The organism is Lysinibacillus sp. FSL M8-0355, from assembly GCF_038008985.1.
GTDB lineage: Bacteria > Bacillota > Bacilli > Bacillales_A > Planococcaceae > Lysinibacillus > Lysinibacillus fusiformis_D.
This window is the reverse complement of the sequence record NZ_JBBPAI010000001.1, coordinates 3917036-3934498: the sequence shown is the minus strand read 5'-3', so window position 1 is coordinate 3934498 and position 17463 is coordinate 3917036. Positions and strand designations below refer to the sequence as shown.

At 38.3% G+C, this 17463-nt stretch carries 17 protein-coding genes; 11 read left to right on the top strand and 6 right to left on the bottom strand.

The window, feature by feature from the left end; translation table 11 throughout:
- Positions 1–39 precede the first annotated feature (39 nt).
- Complete coding sequence (locus MKY46_RS19185; RefSeq protein ID WP_036125689.1) at positions 40–654, bottom strand: spore coat protein; 615 nt, start codon at positions 652–654, stop codon at positions 40–42.
- A gap of 135 nt (positions 655–789) precedes the next feature.
- On the opposite strand from MKY46_RS19185, the gene MKY46_RS19180 reads away from it, so the two are divergent.
- The 11 genes from MKY46_RS19180 (at position 790) to eno (ending at position 12880) form a co-directional block, all read left to right on the top strand.
- Entirely contained in the window at positions 790–1371 is a 582-nt protein-coding gene (locus MKY46_RS19180) for a LemA family protein (protein WP_036125688.1), read from the top strand.
- Positions 1371–2120: a TPM domain-containing protein gene (locus MKY46_RS19175; protein ID WP_340835164.1), complete on the top strand. Its 750-nt coding sequence runs from the start codon at positions 1371–1373 to the stop codon at positions 2118–2120. Before MKY46_RS19180 ends, MKY46_RS19175 begins: the two co-directional genes overlap by 1 nt.
- 162 nt (positions 2121–2282) lie before the next feature.
- Positions 2283–4556, top strand: a complete 2274-nt coding sequence (locus tag MKY46_RS19170; RefSeq protein ID WP_340835162.1) for a S9 family peptidase — start codon at positions 2283–2285, stop codon at positions 4554–4556.
- Between the two features lie 177 nt (positions 4557–4733).
- A complete protein-coding gene (locus tag MKY46_RS19165) occupies positions 4734–4967 on the top strand; it encodes a glutaredoxin family protein (protein WP_036125682.1) in 234 nt (77 codons plus the stop codon).
- A gap of 261 nt (positions 4968–5228) precedes the next feature.
- The gene (locus MKY46_RS19160) at positions 5229–5351 is read left to right on the top strand and encodes a hypothetical protein (protein WP_255358808.1); all 123 of its coding nucleotides are present in this window, start codon (positions 5229–5231) and stop codon (positions 5349–5351) included.
- Between the two features lie 174 nt (positions 5352–5525).
- Complete coding sequence (locus MKY46_RS19155) at positions 5526–6578, top strand: sugar-binding transcriptional regulator (protein ID WP_340835160.1); 1053 nt, start codon at positions 5526–5528, stop codon at positions 6576–6578.
- 126 nt (positions 6579–6704) lie between these two features.
- Positions 6705–7721: a type I glyceraldehyde-3-phosphate dehydrogenase gene (gene gap / locus MKY46_RS19150; RefSeq protein WP_036124048.1), complete on the top strand. Its 1017-nt coding sequence runs from the start codon at positions 6705–6707 to the stop codon at positions 7719–7721.
- 356 nt (positions 7722–8077) lie between these two features.
- Positions 8078–9262, top strand: coding sequence for a phosphoglycerate kinase (locus tag MKY46_RS19145; RefSeq protein ID WP_340835158.1), 1185 nt, complete (start codon positions 8078–8080; stop codon positions 9260–9262).
- A 27-nt stretch (positions 9263–9289) separates the two neighbouring features.
- Positions 9290–10051, top strand: coding sequence for a triose-phosphate isomerase (tpiA, locus tag MKY46_RS19140; RefSeq protein ID WP_036124043.1), 762 nt, complete (start codon positions 9290–9292; stop codon positions 10049–10051).
- Positions 10044–11585 (top strand): 2,3-bisphosphoglycerate-independent phosphoglycerate mutase, encoded by a 1542-nt coding sequence (gene gpmI, locus MKY46_RS19135; RefSeq protein ID WP_340835157.1) that lies wholly within the window; start codon positions 10044–10046, stop codon positions 11583–11585. Before tpiA ends, gpmI begins: the two co-directional genes overlap by 8 nt.
- A gap of 2 nt (positions 11586–11587) precedes the next feature.
- A complete protein-coding gene (gene eno / locus MKY46_RS19130) occupies positions 11588–12880 on the top strand; it encodes a phosphopyruvate hydratase (RefSeq protein ID WP_036124037.1) in 1293 nt (430 codons plus the stop codon).
- A gap of 153 nt (positions 12881–13033) precedes the next feature.
- Here the strand turns inward: eno and dltD are convergent, their stop codons facing one another.
- From dltD to MKY46_RS19105, 5 genes are read right to left on the bottom strand one after another with little or no spacing between them, the layout of a single operon-like run.
- A complete protein-coding gene (gene dltD / locus MKY46_RS19125) occupies positions 13034–14209 on the bottom strand; it encodes a D-alanyl-lipoteichoic acid biosynthesis protein DltD (RefSeq protein ID WP_058844371.1) in 1176 nt (391 codons plus the stop codon).
- Positions 14206–14439 (bottom strand): D-alanine--poly(phosphoribitol) ligase subunit 2, encoded by a 234-nt coding sequence (gene dltC, locus MKY46_RS19120; RefSeq protein WP_036121183.1) that lies wholly within the window; start codon positions 14437–14439, stop codon positions 14206–14208. Before dltC ends, dltD begins: the two co-directional genes overlap by 4 nt.
- A 41-nt stretch (positions 14440–14480) precedes the next feature.
- Entirely contained in the window at positions 14481–15644 is a 1164-nt protein-coding gene (gene dltB, locus MKY46_RS19115) for a D-alanyl-lipoteichoic acid biosynthesis protein DltB (protein WP_036121180.1), read from the bottom strand.
- Positions 15641–17116 carry a D-alanine--poly(phosphoribitol) ligase subunit DltA gene (gene dltA / locus MKY46_RS19110; protein ID WP_340835154.1) on the bottom strand — a complete coding sequence of 492 codons (1476 nt, stop codon included), beginning with the start codon at positions 17114–17116 and terminating at the stop codon, positions 15641–15643. The genes dltB and dltA overlap by 4 nt, the downstream gene beginning before the upstream one ends.
- A gap of 17 nt (positions 17117–17133) precedes the next feature.
- Entirely contained in the window at positions 17134–17271 is a 138-nt protein-coding gene (locus tag MKY46_RS19105) for a teichoic acid D-Ala incorporation-associated protein DltX (RefSeq protein ID WP_036121175.1), read from the bottom strand.
- Between the last annotated feature and the right edge of the window lie 192 nt (positions 17272–17463).

Sequence of the window (17463 nt, the reverse complement as noted above, 5' to 3'; positions counted from 1 at the left end):
CAGTTTCTGGTGTTTACCACCAGAGACTGCTCTTTCGTGTTAATGAAGGGGATTAGTTGTTGTGTCATATGCATTCAGCATCGTTTGCATATCCTGTTGTGAGTATTGAGGTACCTGATAATAGCCATGTTTATTTTGATAGATGGATAATTCGTAGCCCATTTCAATGCAGTTAGGAATACTATCAGCAACAACGCGACGAACAACTGGGTTTGTTGTCTCTAAAGCAGCCGTTGTCATACATTTTGCTGAACCTTTTTGAGCACCAAGTAAGAACCCTGAAATAGTTTCATCATTAATTTCATTGGCATTTTGCATTGGCTTTTTTGGTTGACCAGGATTTACGCCATATTTAAAGTCATTTCCTGTCTCCATTTGGTAACGTCCTGTTGGAACAGATGGATCATGTCCTGTTTTGAAGGACTCTACAATTGTATTGTACATACCTAGGGTAAAATTATACTGGCGATCCAAAATATTCAATAATTCAGGATCTTGTACATGTGGGCGTAAAATTATGGCTTGGTTCATACCTGCGATAATTTCGCCAATTGTTTCATGCATGTCCATCATTTCATGGCCACCATGATTTAAACTATGCTGTTGATTGAAATTGGTTTGATTTGATGATTCATTGTAAAACGATTGTGACAAAAAAAACGCCTCCTCAATGATTTTTTGATGCAGTAATTAGTATGTCAAGTCAAATGAAATTCATACGGTATAAATGTAAAGACAAAAATGTAGACTATTGAAGAAAGGAAAAGTAGGTCGAGGAGGTTCTATAAATTGAAAAAGTTGCTTGGACCAATTGGGATAATTGTTCTTATTCTTGTTCTATTCGCCTTATTATTCATTCCTAAATATAATAGCCTGGTGACTGCAGAGGAAAATGTAGATTCGAAATGGGCACAAGTGGAAAATCAGCTCCAACGTCGTTATGATTTGATTCCAAATTTAGTCGAATCAGTGAAAGGCTATGCGAACCATGAGCAAGAGGTGATTGCAAGTATTACACAAGCACGTGCACAAATGGGTAGTGCAAACACTCCAGAGGAGCAAGCTGCTGCAAATGATGCTTTAACTGGAGCACTTAGTCGTTTACTTGTAGTTGTTGAAAATTATCCAAACTTAAAGGCAGATACAAACTTTCGTCAGTTAATGGATGAGCTAGCAGGCACTGAAAATCGCCTGGCGGTAGCACGTGAGGATTACAATAATGAAGTTCAGCAATTTAATAAGCAAGTTAAACGTTTCCCAGGTAATTTGATGGCAGGAATGTTTGGCTTTGAACAAAAAGAATACTTTAAAGCCGCAGCAGGAGCTGACAAAGCACCATCAATCGATTTTAGTCAATCAGGTACACACTAATGAAGCGTAGCCTTGTACAGATAATCATCGTTTGTTCGGTGTTTCTTTTATTTACGAACATGGCAAAGGCAACTATGCCGTCACCGATGAAAAATACGTATATACATGATTTTGCCAATGTATTATCTGCAAGTATCAAAGAACAATTAAATCATTACTCCGCGCAATTGGATCAAGGCACAGGCGCTGAAATCATGATTGTAACCATTGATAGTCTAGATGGACAGGAGCCAAAGATGTATGCTACAAAAATGATTCGTTCTTGGGGAATAGGTGACGAACAGAAAAATAACGGTGTTTTAATTTTAGCTACATTTGGACAGGGTGAAGGGAATAATGACGTAGTAATAGCTGTTGGTCAAGGATTAGAGGGGCCATTACCAGATGGAAAATTAGGACGTATTTTAGATGAGGCATTTTATCCTTCTGCAAGTACGGGTGACATAGATCAAGCCTTCCAATCGACATATGCTGAAATATTTCGCACTGTTGCCAAGGAGTATAATTGGAATGGTGAATTACCAGCGGCAGCAGACGAAGGTGAAGACATGCCAACTTGGTTAATTATATTGATCGTTCTCGTTGTTCTTATTATTTATACGTTCTTTTCGAAAGGTGGTGGAGGTCCTCGTGCTGGAGGCTATGGTGGTTATCCAGGTGGCTTTGGTGGAGGGCGTTCAGGCGGAGGCGGCTTTGGAGGATTCGGTGGAGGATCTTCCGCAGGCGGAGGAGCGAGCAGAAAATTTTAATCGTAATACCTAGCGAACTAATTGTTTAGTTCGCTTTCATTATGAGTGAAGAAAAAGTAATGATCATAAAAAATATCAAACATTGACAATAATACAAAAATTGGTATAATTTGAATATATCGACTTTCGATATAACGTAAACTGATATAGGGAGGAATCATTTTGAAAAAAAGATTTTTATCTGCATCATTAGCGATCATTTTAACAACATCTGTAGCTATTCCTGCAACCATGCAAGAAGTACGTGCTGCCAATGAAACAAATAGCTTTGTAATAGCGCAGGAGCAGCGCATTTCAGTGCAGGAATTTTTGAATTTAGCTGTAACAGCATTAACTTTCCAACACGGATCAGATTCAATGCGGCAACAAATTATTGATACATGGGTAAAGGCTGAGGAGTTCGCGGATTTAAATTTATCGATTAAACGTGATGAAGCCGCTCGTATTTTAGTAAGAGCTTTAAATAAAGAAGAAAAAGAAGCATCGCTTGCTGAGTATTTAGAGAAAGCCAATAAGCTTGGTATATTTAAAAATGTGTCAGTAAGCACGGATGCTATTGCTAAACAAGATGCAGTTAAAATGTTAAACAATGCAAAACAAATTAAAAATGGTTCTAATAATAAAGGTGTAAAGGAAATTTCTGTAGAAGATTTCATGAAGAATCCTGGGAATTTCGGCTATGAACTTTCACCTGATGGTAATTACATCACATTTGCCTCTGCATGGAACAACAGATCCAATGTTTTCGTAAAAAAAATGAATGATGATAGTGAGCCTGTTCGCGTCTCGAACTCTAAAGATCGTGATATTGCAGGATTTTTCTGGAAGGAAAATAGTTTATTATATTTAAAGGATAAAGGTGGAGATGAAAACTTCCATATTTATTCTACTACATTTAATGGGTCAAAGGAAAAAGATTTAACGCCATATCCAAATGTAACAGTAGGAATATTAAGTGGCCTACAGGGTGTTAAAGATGAAATTCTTATAATGATGAATAAAGAGGATGCCACTGTCTTTGATGTGTACAAGCTGAATGTCAAGACAGGTAAAACAAAGCATGTTGCTAAAAATCCAGGTAATATTACAAACTGGTTAGCAGATCGGAATGGAAATGTGCGTGTTGCCGTAGCAACAGATGGTGTGGCAGGAACAATCCTTTATCGAGATTCTGAAAAGGATGAATTTAAACCGTTTATTGAAGTGGAAGCAGGGGATGAAGTAGTGCCACTGGCTTTCTCTAAAGACAATCAAACAATTTATGCAACTTCCAACAAAGGTAGAGATAAAGTAGAAGTTGTAAAATATGATTTAGAAGGCAATGAAAAAGTTATAATGTCCAATGATGAAGTAGATGTTTCGGGTGTTTTATATAGCGCTGAACAAGATAAATTATTATATGGTGCTTATGTTACTGATAAGCTGCATTATCAATTCTTTGATAAAAAGTTTGAAAAGCTGTTCCGTAAAATACAAAATAAGCTTGGGGTGCATGAAAGTGAATTAGGTATCAATGATTACAATAAAGAGATGACAAAATTTATTGTGAGCGTTTCAAGTGATACCGTGTATGGAAAATATTATTACTATGATTCCATAACAGGTGACTTAACAGAGTTGGCTACTTTAAGCCCTTGGTTAAAACCAGAAGGACTTGCTGAAATGCATCCAATTTCTTATAAGAGTCGAGACGGTTTGACAATTAACGGCTATTTAACTTTACCGAAAAATCAAGAAGCTAAAGATCTTCCTCTTATCGTCAATCCACATGGAGGACCTTGGGCACGCAATATGTGGGGCTTCAATCCAGAAGTACAATTATTAGCTAATCGAGGCTATGCCGTACTGCAAGTGAATTTCCGTTCGTCAACTGGCTATGGGAAGGAATTCCTTCAAGCTGGTAATAAGCAATGGGGACTTAAAATTCAGGACGATATTACAGATGGTGTGCAATGGGCGATTGATCAAGGTATTGCAGACCCTGAGCGTATCGGCATTTATGGTGCATCCTTTGGTGGTTATGCAACATTAGCTGGTATTACGTATACACCTGATTTATATGCTGCAGCAGTTGATTATGTAGGAGTATCTAATATTTTCACTTTATTAAATACCATTCCTCCATACTGGGAAACGATGCGTAACTTGTTTTATGAACGTGTAGGTCATCCAGAAAAGGACAAAGACTTATTAACAGCTGTTTCACCTATTTTCCACGCAGATAAAATCAAAACACCATTATTTGTCGCTCAAGGTGCAAATGATCCACGTGTTAATAAGGCAGAATCCGATCAAATTGTGGAAGCCTTACGTGCTAGAGGTGTGGATGTTGAGTACATGCTAAAGGATAACGAAGGACATGGCTTCGCTAATGAAGAAAACAGAATTGAATTCTACAATGCCATGGTGAAATTCTTCGACAGTCATTTAAAATAATTATAACCGAAAGGCATTGATGTGCGGCTTCCGCACAGTCAATGCCTTTTTTATTACAATAGTCCATTATATGGATGCGAAAAGGGAAGCTAAGACAGTTCAATCAAAAGTTATCAAAGAATAGAAAACATTCCTTCATCACACTTTCGTTTATAATAAGATGAGGAGGTGCTATCGATGATTGTTAAATTTTTTAGTCGAGCAAATTGCCCATTATGTGTGGAAGGCTTGCAGACATTAAAGCTTGTACAGGAGGATCTACCATTTGATATTGATATCGTTGATATCGAACAGGATGATGATATACATGAAAAATATATGCTAATGATTCCGGTAGTCGAAAAGGATGGTGCTGTGATTCAGTATGGCAATCTAGATTATGCTACATTGCTGGAGCAATTAAGTAGTTGATGCACCAGACTAATAAAGAATTAATAACGGTATAAATGACACTATTGTTAGCTGTATTCCACACAATTCACAAATTGTTCAATGAAAGCGTTTTGAATTTGAACAGTTTGTGAAGACCTTCACATTTGACTTCCTTTTCAGAAAAAACGGAGTAGAATAGGTATCAAGTAAGAAGTTGTTATAAAACAGATTATCAGATGTATCACAGAGTTTCGTGATTGTTATATTACAAAAATAAATGATGTGAAGGGAGATTTTACAATGTGGGTTATTACAGTATTTGAGAAAAAGGATGTTCGTATTTTTGAATTTACAAATAAAAGTGAAGCAACAAAAGCTTTAGAAGGATTTAAGAAGAACGCAATTTTATCTTTCACAAAATAAACGCAACAAAGTCTCGTAGCTGTTTTCAAAGCTATGAGGCTTTTTTTTAGCCAAAACTATACATTTACTTGCGCTTTAAAACAATGCATATTATAATAAAACCATAAGTGGGACACAAAATAATGTTGTGGGATAAAAAATAACCCACATCTATTAATAAGGGAGTAGATAAATATGTTCACTGTTCCAGAGGCACAACAAAGGCTACTTCCTGAATTGTATCCGCTTCTGCAATCAAGATATCGAATTTTACAAGCTGTTCAGCTCATGCAGCCAATCGGACGACGTACACTTGCCGATTCACTGAAAATGACAGAAAGAGAAATTCGTAAAGAAACTGATATTTTACGCGAGCAAGGGTTATTAGATTCACAAAAGTCGGGTATGGTATGTACAGATGATGGTGAAATAGTTATTGAAAAACTAAGAGCTATCGTTTATGAATGGTCTGGCTTAACTCAGCTTGCGAAAAAGCTGGAACAGCATTTTGGTATTGAGCGTGTAGTTGTAGTTCCTGGTGATTACAATGAAGACGATACGATTTTAACCTTACTTGGCAAAGAAGCGGCACTACAATTTATGTCTTCAGCCTTTGATGGGCAGGTAGTAGCTGTCACAGGTGGAAAATCCGTTGCGTCTCTTGCACAATTTTTACATCCTGGCGATATACAAAAGGATATTACATTTGTTGCTGCACGTGGAGGTATTGGACATGAAATGCAAATGCAAGCCAATACACTTGTTGCAACATTTGCCATGCAGATGGAGACACAGTACCGTACTTTATTTTTACCAGAGCATTTAAGTGAGCAAGCTTATCAAGCCATGTTAACAGAGCCTATGGTTACAGAAATGATGGCATTTTATGATCAAGCAGATTGTGTCATTCATGGAATTGGCTCCGCAGAGGAAATGGCGATTCGTCGTAATTCATCTCCTGAGGATTTACGAATTCTTGAGGAGAAAGGTGCTGTAAGTGAAGCTTTTGGCTATTATTTTAATGCAGAAGGTGAAATTGTCCATCGTATACGCACGATTGGTATTCAACTGGAGCAAGTACAAAATAGTCAGCAAGTTATTGCAGTGGCAGCGGGGAAACAAAAGGTCAATGCTATGCTTTCTTTTTTTAAAGTAGCACCCAAACAAACAATATTTATAACAGATGAAGCAGCTGCAAAAGCCATTGCGGCAAATTTATCTTCTATAGAAAACAACCATCTTAAATGATGGGGTAGTACCAAACTTGTCACTCGATCTCAGAAAGTGGTGAAACACTTTTTGAATGAGCATAAAGCAAATTTAAAGTTTCTATTCATTAGAAACAGACATTACACATTATTGGAGGAATTAACAATGGCATTAAAATTAGCGATTAATGGATTTGGACGTATTGGACGTTTAGTATTTCGTGAGGCAATGAAGCATGATGAATTTGAAGTAGTAGCTGTAAACGACTTAACAGATGCTGGTCAGCTTGCACACTTATTGAAATATGATTCAGTCCACGGTATCTATGATGCTGAAGTCAATGCAGATGAAGATTCTTTCGTAGTAAATGGTCAACGCATAAAAGTTTATGCTGAAAAAGACCCTGCACAGTTACCATGGGGTGAGCTAGGTGTAGACGTAGTTCTTGAATGTACTGGACATTTCCGTTCAATGGAAGAAGTAGGCAAGCATATTGAAGCAGGTGCGAAGAAAGCTATTCTATCTGCACCAGCCAAAGGGGCAATGCCAACATTTGTTATGGGTGTAAACCACGAGGATTATAACCCAGCAACTGATGACGTAATCTCAAATGCTTCTTGTACAACAAACTGTCTAGCACCAGTAGCTAAAGTGCTTGATGAAAAATTTGGCATTGAACGCGGTATGATGACAACAATTCACTCTTACACAAATGACCAACGAATTTTAGACTTCCCACACTCTGACCCACGTCGTGCTCGTGCAGGTGCGGTATCTATGATTCCAACAACAACTGGTGCAGCAGTAGCTGTATCAAAAGTATTACCACAATTAAAAGGTAAGCTAGATGGCTTCTCTATGCGTGTGCCAACACCTAACGTATCATGTGTTGACTTAGTAGTAGAGCTAAAAGCAGACGTAACAAAAGAAACAATTAATGCTGTATTAAAAGAAGCTTCTGAAAATGAATTAAAAGGCATTTTAGATTACAATGAGCTACCATTAGTATCGATTGATTATAACGGTAACCATCATTCTTCTACTGTTGATGGCCTTTCAACAATGGTATTAGAAAACAAAATGGTGAAAGTTCTAGCTTGGTATGATAACGAAATTGGTTACTCTACTCGTTTAATGGATTTAGCTTTATACATTGCTGAACAAGGATTAAACCATAAATAAGTATCATATTTCGACATTTTGAGTAAAAAGTGTGACATATTACTGCTTTTTATGCACAAAAAGTATAGCCTTTATAATATCGAATAGATATAATATACAAGGGTAAAGAGAGTAAGGGATTTTACCCTTGCTCTCTTTTTATACAGGACAAGCAATTGCAAGACATAACACTTAACTTTTGCTACTATAAAAACAAGTATTAGGGTGCATTATCAAAAGTTGGAGATTGAAATTCTTTTAGCTGATGTGCCAAAAAAGTACCAAAGTGCCTTTTCAATTTAGCAAGCATGGTGTCGCGCCAAGATGGGTAAAACACAAGAATGTAAGACTAAAACAGCTTTGAAGGGAGTTTCTTCATGTTAAATAAGAAGACGATGAAAGATATTGATGTAAAGGGTAAACGCGTATTTGTACGTGTAGATTTTAATGTTCCAATGGCAGATGGTGCCATTACAGACGAAACGCGAATTCGTGCAGCTATTCCTACAATTGAGTATTTAGTAGAGCAAGGTGCGAAAGTTATTTTAGCCTCTCACTTAGGTCGTCCAAAGGGTGAAGTAAAAGAAGATATGCGTTTAACAGCAGTTGGTGTTCGCTTAGCACAATTAATGGGCAAGCCTGTTACGAAGCTGGATGAATCTATTGGTCAAGTGGTGGAAGAGGCTGTTGCTAGCATGCATAATGGGGATCTTCTTCTTCTGGAAAATGTGCGTTTCCATGCAGGTGAAGAGAAAAATGATCCAACATTAGCACAGCAATTTGCACAGCTAGCTGATATCTATGTCAATGATGCTTTCGGCGCAGCTCATCGTGCACATGCTTCTACAGAAGGAATTGCTAAGCATATTCCAGCTGTATCTGGTTTCCTTATGCAAAAGGAATTAGATGTACTCGGTAAAGCATTGTCGAACCCAGAGCATCCCTTTACAGCGATTATTGGTGGTGCCAAAGTAAAAGATAAAATTGGTGTTATTGAAAGCCTATTAGAGAAAGTAGATCACTTAATTATCGGTGGTGGTTTATCCTTTACATTCATCAAGGCACAGGGCTACGATATCGGTAAATCATTGTTAGAGGAAGATAAAATTGAGCTAGCAAAGTCCTTTATTGAAAAGGCAAAAGCAAAAGGCGTGCAATTACATATGCCAGTCGATGCTGTTGTGGCAAATGAATTTTCACAAGATGCTGAAACACAAATCGTTGATGTGGATGCTATTCCAGCTGATTGGATGGGTCTAGATATTGGACCAAAAACAGCTGCAAACTATGCGGAAGTTATTAAAAACTCTAAATTAATCATTTGGAATGGACCAATGGGCGTCTTTGAAATGGATAAATTTGCTAACGGCACAAAAACGGTTGCTGATGCAATGGCAACAACAGCAGGCTATACAGTAATCGGTGGCGGTGATTCAGCAGCTGCTGTTGAAAAATTTGAAGTAGCAGATAAGATGGATCATATTTCTACAGGTGGCGGTGCTTCTCTAGAATTAATGGAAGGTAAAGAACTTCCAGGAATTGTAGCACTAAACGATAAATAAACTAACTAAACAATCGGAGGCAACATGATGCGTAAACCAATTATTGCGGGTAACTGGAAAATGTTTAAAACATTTGAAGAAGCTATTCAGTTTGTAGATGCAGTACAGGATAAACTTCCTACCAATGACAAAGTAGATGCTGTTGTTTGCGCACCAGCTCTTTACCTACCTACACTTGTGCAGGTTGCTAGTGAGTCAGAGTTGGCGATTGGTGCACAAACAATGCACTTTGAAAATGAAGGTGCCTTTACTGGTGAAATTAGCCCAGCCCAGCTAGCAAGTGTAGATGTTGACTATGTCATTTTAGGGCACTCAGAACGTCGTGAATACTACAATGAAACAGATGAAGCGATTAATAAAAAGGTAGCAGCAGCGCTTGCACATAATATCGTGCCAATTATTTGCTGTGGTGAAACACTAGAGGAACGTGAGGCTGGCACGACAGAGCAAAAGGTGGCTGGACAAATTAAAGCGGCACTTGCTGGTTTTGATGCACAGCAAGTTGAGCATATGGTCATTGCCTATGAACCGATTTGGGCGATTGGTACTGGTAAAACTGCTACAGCAGACGATGCAAATCAAGTATGTGGAGCGATTCGTGCAGTTATCGAAGAGCTATATAATGCTGAAACGGCGAATGCTGTACGCATTCAATATGGCGGCAGTGTGAAGCCTGATAACATTCAGGAGCTTTTAACGAAAGAGCATATTGATGGTGCTTTAGTTGGTGGAGCAAGCTTACAGCCAGAATCTTACTTAACATTATTGGAGGCGGCAGCAAATGCCTAAAAAGCCAGTAGCATTAATTATTTTAGATGGCTTTGCATTTCGAGATGAAACATTCGGGAATGCAGTAGCACAAGCCAACAAGCCAAATTTTGATCGATATTGGAGTCAATATCCTCACGCTACATTAACTGCGGCGGGAGAAGCCGTTGGATTACCTGACGGCCAAATGGGGAATTCTGAGGTAGGGCACTTAAATATCGGTGCTGGACGAATTGTTTATCAAAGCTTAACACGCTTAAATAAATCGATTCGTGAAGGGGATTTCTTTACGAATCAAGCATTTTTAGATGCAGTAGCATATGTAAAAGCTCATCACTCCAAGCTTCATGTTATGGGCTTATTATCAGATGGTGGTGTTCATAGTCATTATGAGCATATGTTTGGGCTATTAAAGCTAGCAAAACAGCAAGGATTAGATGAAGTTTATGTTCATGGTTTCTTAGATGGACGTGATGTTGGTCCAACAACGGCATTAGACTATATCGAAGAAACAGAAAAACAAATGGCTGAAATTGGTATTGGTCAGTTTGCTTCGATTCACGGACGTTATTATGCAATGGATCGGGATAAGCGCTGGGATCGTGTCGCCCTCACGTACAATGTACTTGTTGATGGTGTTGGTCAAACAGCAGAAAGTGCAAAAAGTGGTGTAACAGCATCCTATGAGCGTGAAGTAACTGATGAATTTGTGATTCCCTTCAGCATTCAAGAGCATGGTGAGCCAGTAGCAACAATTAACGATCATGATGCAGTGATTTTCTTTAACTTCCGTCCTGATCGTGCTATTCAGCTATCCACAGTGTTCACAAATGAAGGATTTGATGGTTTTGCTGTATCTGCAAAGCATCCAAAGAATTTAAAATTTGTATCCTTCACACACTATAGTGATAACGTCAATGCACAAGTTGCTTATGAAAATGACAACTTAAAAAATACGATTGGTGAAGTACTAGCAATGAATGGGAAAACACAGTTACGCATTGCTGAAACTGAAAAATACCCACATGTTACATTCTTTATGAGTGGTGGACGTGAGGAAAAATTCCCAGGTGAAGAACGTATTTTAATTGCCTCTCCAAAAGTGGCAACATATGATTTAAAACCTGAAATGTCTGCCTATGAGGTAACAGAAGCCTTGCTTGCAGAAATTGCTGCTGAGAAATTTGATGGCATTATTCTCAACTTTGCCAACCCTGATATGGTGGGTCATAGTGGAATGCTTGAGCCAACGATTAAAGCGATTGAAGCGGTAGATGAATGTTTAGGCAAAGTAGTAGATGCTCTTCTTGCAAAAGGAGGCGCAGCTATTATTACAGCTGACCATGGTAATTCTGATGAAGTATTGACTTTAGCAGGTGAGCCTATGACAGCTCATACAACAAATCCTGTTCCAGTAATTGTGACAAAAGCAAATATAATGTTAAGAAATGGTGGTATTTTAGCCGATTTAGCACCAACCATGTTAGAATTATTAAAGGTGTCACAGCCTACTGAAATGACAGGACAATCATTAATTGAAAAAGAGGAGAATTAATTATGCCATTTATTACACAAGTTTATGCGCGCGAAGTTTTAGATTCACGTGGGAACCCAACAGTAGAGGTTGAAGTATTTACAGAATCAGGCGCATTTGGACGCGCAATCGTACCATCAGGTGCATCAACAGGTGAATACGAAGCGGTGGAATTACGCGATGGTGACAAATCTCGTTACCTAGGCAAAGGTGTATTAAAAGCAGTTGAAAATGTAAACACAATTATTGCGCAAGAATTAGAGGGTAACTATTCAGTTCTTGACCAAGTTGTCATCGACAAAGCTTTAATCGAGCTAGATGGCACAGAAAACAAAGGCAAGCTAGGTGCCAACGCAATTCTAGGTGTATCGATGGCAGTTGCACATGCTGCGGCAGATTATTTAGATGTACCTCTTTATCAATATCTTGGTGGGTTTAATTCTAAACAATTACCAGTACCAATGATGAACATTTTAAATGGTGGAGCTCACGCAGATAACAATGTAGACATTCAAGAATTCATGGTTATGCCTGTTGGGGCTGAATCTTTCCGTCATGCATTACGCATTGGCGCTGAGATTTTCCATAGCCTAAAAGCGGTTCTAAAAGCAAAAGGCTACAACACGGCAGTAGGTGATGAGGGTGGTTTCGCACCAAACCTTGGCTCTAACGAAGAAGCGATTACAGTTATCTTAGAAGCGATTGAAAAAGCAGGCTACAAACCAGGTGAAGAAGTTCGACTTGCTATGGACGTAGCATCATCTGAACTATTCAACAAAGAAGATGGCAAATATCACTTAGATGGTGAAGGTGTTGTGAAAACTTCTGAAGAAATGGTTGATTGGTACGAAGAGTTAACAAACAAATACCCAATCATTTCAATTGAAGATGGCTTAGACGAAAACGACTGGGCTGGCCACAAGCTATTAACAGATCGCATCGGTAGTCGTGTGCAATTAGTAGGTGATGACCTATTTGTAACAAATACGAAAAAATTATCGGCTGGTATTGAGCAAGGCGTAGGAAATGCAATCCTAATCAAAGTAAACCAAATCGGTACATTAACTGAAACATTTGAAGCAATCGAAATGGCGAAACGTGCTGGTTACACAGCTGTTATCTCTCACCGTTCTGGTGAATCAGAAGATGCAACAATTGCAGATATCGCCGTTGCTACAAATGCTGGTCAAATTAAAACAGGTGCTCCTTCACGTACAGACCGTGTAGCAAAATATAACCAACTTCTTCGCATTGAAGATCAACTTGGTTCAACAGCAGAGTTCCTTGGATTACAATCTTTCTACAACCTTAAATAATAGACAAAAAATGCCTCAAAGTTTATTGATACTTTGGGGCATTTCTTTTTGTGCCTATTGAAGTGGAAATCAACGGCTTTACTTTATGTCATTATAAAAGAAAAAAACTGTAGACAAACTCTCAATTTTTTTGAGTTTGTCTACAGTTCCTTTTTATGGCTGTGCCCAATGTTGGTCTAGTTCTTGATCGAGATAGACCCAGCCCTTCCAGGCAATATGAATCGTATCCATTATAAAATAAGGGTCATATTCATGGTCTGTAAAATCAACGTAGTCAACATTGGCAGCCTTTAATACTTGCTGCATCTTATCATAGTACTGCTGACGACGTTCCTCTGGATAGCCATTATAATCATACCAGTAGCCATTAACCGGAATGGATACGAATAATGGCTTGGCACCAGCATCTTTTAACACATCCATGACCAATTGAAAATCTTTATATTCGGGAGACTTCGTGTAATCCTCCTTCTTTCGCATTCCTTTAAACTTTGAAAAATTAGCATTAACAAGTCGCTGGTAAGCGCGATTTTCAATCATGTAGTCATTGGAAACCCGTTTCTTTCCGTACGCCTCAGCATGCTGTAATTGCTGTTCAAAGCTTTGATTAGCAATGAGCTTGTCATTGCTTTTTAAGTGATGACCTTTACGTGGGAAAAGGGAATAATATAAATCCTTCTTTTCTAGCAATTCCTTATGGAAGCGCCCTGCCACCATCGCCAAACGTCCCGTAATCGGCTTTTCCTTACCGTTTGACATTTGATATTGATACATCGTTTTTAAGAGACGATCCCGCTCAACGGTATCAAATTCTAGCAGTCGTTCCATGGCGCGTTTACGAAGGTCGGCATCCATCTCTTGATTAAAAGCTAAATCATAGGCATGTAACATCGAATAATTCGGTGAAAAGTGAAATTCACCCATGCCCTTTTCTGTAAACCATTGTGGGGAGATGATGAAAACTAATTTTTTATCCTTTAAATTTCCCTCTTGAGCAGCAAAATTTAAAAAATGAGTAATGGACTGCATTCCCCCACGCCCAATCATAAATGTTGAATACGGCGCTTCAGATGCTCGCGCATAATTATAGGGATGGAAAGGGTCAAAACGATTTAATTCAGAGGAGCCATACAAAGGCATGGAATGAGGCTCCTGTAACATGCGTTCCTGTAAATACGTACCTTGAAAGACAAGTGGAGACATGTTTGTTTTGGCTTGCTCCACATCCTCATCGGAAATCCACGCCTTGATCCATGCATTCGGAAAGAAGACAAAGCCAGTAAAAAGAGCAAAGGCGATAAATAGAGAGAGAAAGCCTTTCTTCATCATTGTCTTTCAGCTAATTTCCCTACAATTCGATTCGGTGTATTCCATTCTTCACGATTAAAATCAGTTATAGGTACAGAAATATTAAAGCGGTTTTCAATTTCTACTAATAAATTAATTGTCCCAAACGAATCTAGCAAACCTTCTTCAAATAAATCAATATCTGGGTTCTCTACAATAATTTCATCTTCACATAACTCGACTAGCATTTCTAAAACTTGTTGTTGATCCATTAATAATTCTCCTTTATTGAACAGGCTCTTTCAGCCCTTGGTTAAAATAATTTGCCAGAAAAAATATAGAAGCCAAAGCATACGGCATTAAACGTAATGAAGACGCCAATAGCATGGGTCCACTTATTTTTAGGCCAGCGCTTATGCTTTTTATTCCAGCGTTCAAACTTATCAAAGCTAATAATTAATAGGGCATGATAGAGTCCGTAGACCACAAAGTGCCATTCTAGGCCATGCCAAATACCCATTAAAAAGAATAGTAAAAAGAAGCCTATATACGAAATAGCGAATTTATTTTTCAGCCACTTTTTCTTCGTCATCCAAAGCACAAAGCGCATATAGACGTAATCTCTAAACCAAAAGGAAAGACTCATATGCCAACGGTTCCAAAAGTCTTTAATATTGCGACTTGCGAATGGACGATTAAAGTTAATAGGCGTTTGTATGCCCATTATTCGGCTCACACCAACAGCAAATGCACTATAGCCAGCAAAATCAAAGAATAAGTAAAAGCTATACATATACATATACGCTAATTGCCCCTGGAAAGGTGTCAAATAGTTATACGTATGATTTGGCAAATAAATGAGGGTGTAGTTGTAAATTAAATACGCCAAAATAAATTTATATAAAAAGCCGACAAAGATATAGTTGAGCCCACTTAACAGCAGCTTTTGATAATCCTCCGAGGAAGGTACAGTATGAAAATCCTTTGTAAAACGTCGCCAGCGATCAATCGGCCCTGATGATACTGTAGGGAAGAATAGTAAGAAATATGCTAGCTCTATGACAGGAATTTTCTCTTTCATTAAGCCGTCACGGGTTTCTAAAATCATTTGCACTGCTTTAAATGTAATGTAGGACACACCAAGGAAGCCAAATAAATGATGTAATCCAAGAATCGGTAGTACCTTCACAAGGACAAGTGGTAATATCGACAAGAGTACAGCTATTATAAAGATTGTTCCACTATTTTGCTGAAGGCGGTAACGCTGATAAGCCACAATAAGGACTATCTGAAAGACCGTAAATAGAATGAGCGAAATGGACCCATTCAATGAATGTCCAAAGATAAGAGCTAAGACAATCAATGACACAAATAGATTATAGTATTTAGAAGATTTGCCTTGTAAACCCAATAGGATTGTTGGTAGTAATAAAAGTCCGATGATCACAAAGAATGCTATATTTCCATAAGGCGTCATACTGTTTCCATAACCGCCAATCCTTTACGATCAACCTTACCGTTCGGATTTAATGGTAAAGCGTCCATATATTTAAACGTTTTTGGTACCATATAAGCAGGCAAATACTCTGATAGAAGTGTTTTTAACTGCTTTGTCATTTTGAAGGGAGAGTCTGTTAATGGCTCGCGCAAAACAACATGTGCACTAAGCGAGATGATCTCCTTTTCTTTATAAATCGGTACAACAACACAGCTTGAAACGGGTGGTAGGTTGCTAATTTGTTTTTCAATTTCCTCAATTTCCAAACGATAACCATGTAGTTTAACCTGGAAATCCTTGCGCCCAGAAAAGAATAAATAACCATCCTGCTCATAGCCTAAATCACCTGTTAAATAGATGTGTTGTTCAGCTACTGTTGAAAAAACCTTCGCTGTTAAATCAGGCGCTCCCAAGTACCCTGCACTGACAGTTGGGCCTGAAATAACAATTTCACCATCTTCTAATAAAGCGACGTTCGGCTCCGTTATAGGGGCAATCGGTAATTGTTCAAAGCGTTCCACTAATGCTTTGGACACCTCTACATAGGATACCGCAACCGTTGTTTCCGTAGGACCGTATAAATTATAAATGGTAGCCTGTGGAAAGCGTGACATTAACTCTTTACATACCGCTATTGGTAAAACCTCGCCGCAAAATAAAAAAGTATCTAATGTCGGTATGAGCTGCTGGTTCCACTCTTTGTTCATTAAACACATCTTGGCGAAGGAAGGTGTAGAAGTCCAAACACGAGTATTCGACGTAGCTAAAGAATCAAATAATGCTTTAGGATTGGCGATTTCTTGCTGTGTAATCGCGTAAAGTGTGTGACCTCCAACAAGAGCCGGGTACAGATCCATGACAGATAAATCAAAGGAATAAGGCGCTTGATTTAAAAATACACCGTCGTCCTGTAAAGGGAAGTTTTCGTGCATCCAAGAGACAAAATGTGCTAAATTACTAGCTGTTATTTGGACACCTTTTGGTTGACCAGTTGAACCAGAAGTGTAAATAATATAATGGATTTCCTCGTTTTGCACCCATGTCGCTGATGATAGGGTAACGTCCTTTGAGGAACTCGCTAAGACATCACTCACCGCCATAACAGGGATATTCGTGAGCATGTGTAATGGCTCTGTTGTCAATAATAAACCTGCTCCAGATGCTTCTAAAATAAGCTGTAATCTTTCTATTGGCGTTGAAGAGTCAACAGGTACGTATGAGTGACCAGCTTTTACAGCACCTAAAAAGGCGACAATTTGTAGAGGGGACATATGTCCATAAACGACAATAGGTTGTTGTCTCCGCAAGTTAAGCTTCATCAGATAATCAGCTACATTATCCGATAAGTGCCAAAGCTCACCGTATGTTAAGGAAGCATGGTGCGTTTGATAAGCAGTTTTTTGTGGCTGCTGGAGGGCCACGCGTTCAATAGCTGCTAAAATACTTAACATTATAAAATCTCCTTTATTTAAAATTCCGTATATATAAATGGTCCAGCGTTCATATCATGGAAACCATGTATAAGAAACAGCAGTACCAAAACGATCAAATAAAATAGCGTCAAGGCAATAAAGCGCAAAGGCTCGTTATTTTTGATGGATTGCATTTGTCCACCTCCAATGAAAAAAGTATAGGATTAAATTTTCAAAAAATAGTAATTTACTAGTGAAAAATCCTTACCTTATGTTTTTAACACTGATTTGACGGAATGTGGAGAAAAATGTTGCTGAATTAAGGTGAATTCAGTAAATCATAAGATTAATTTAAGGTAAATTTAAGGTTATGGGGGAAAGTGTGG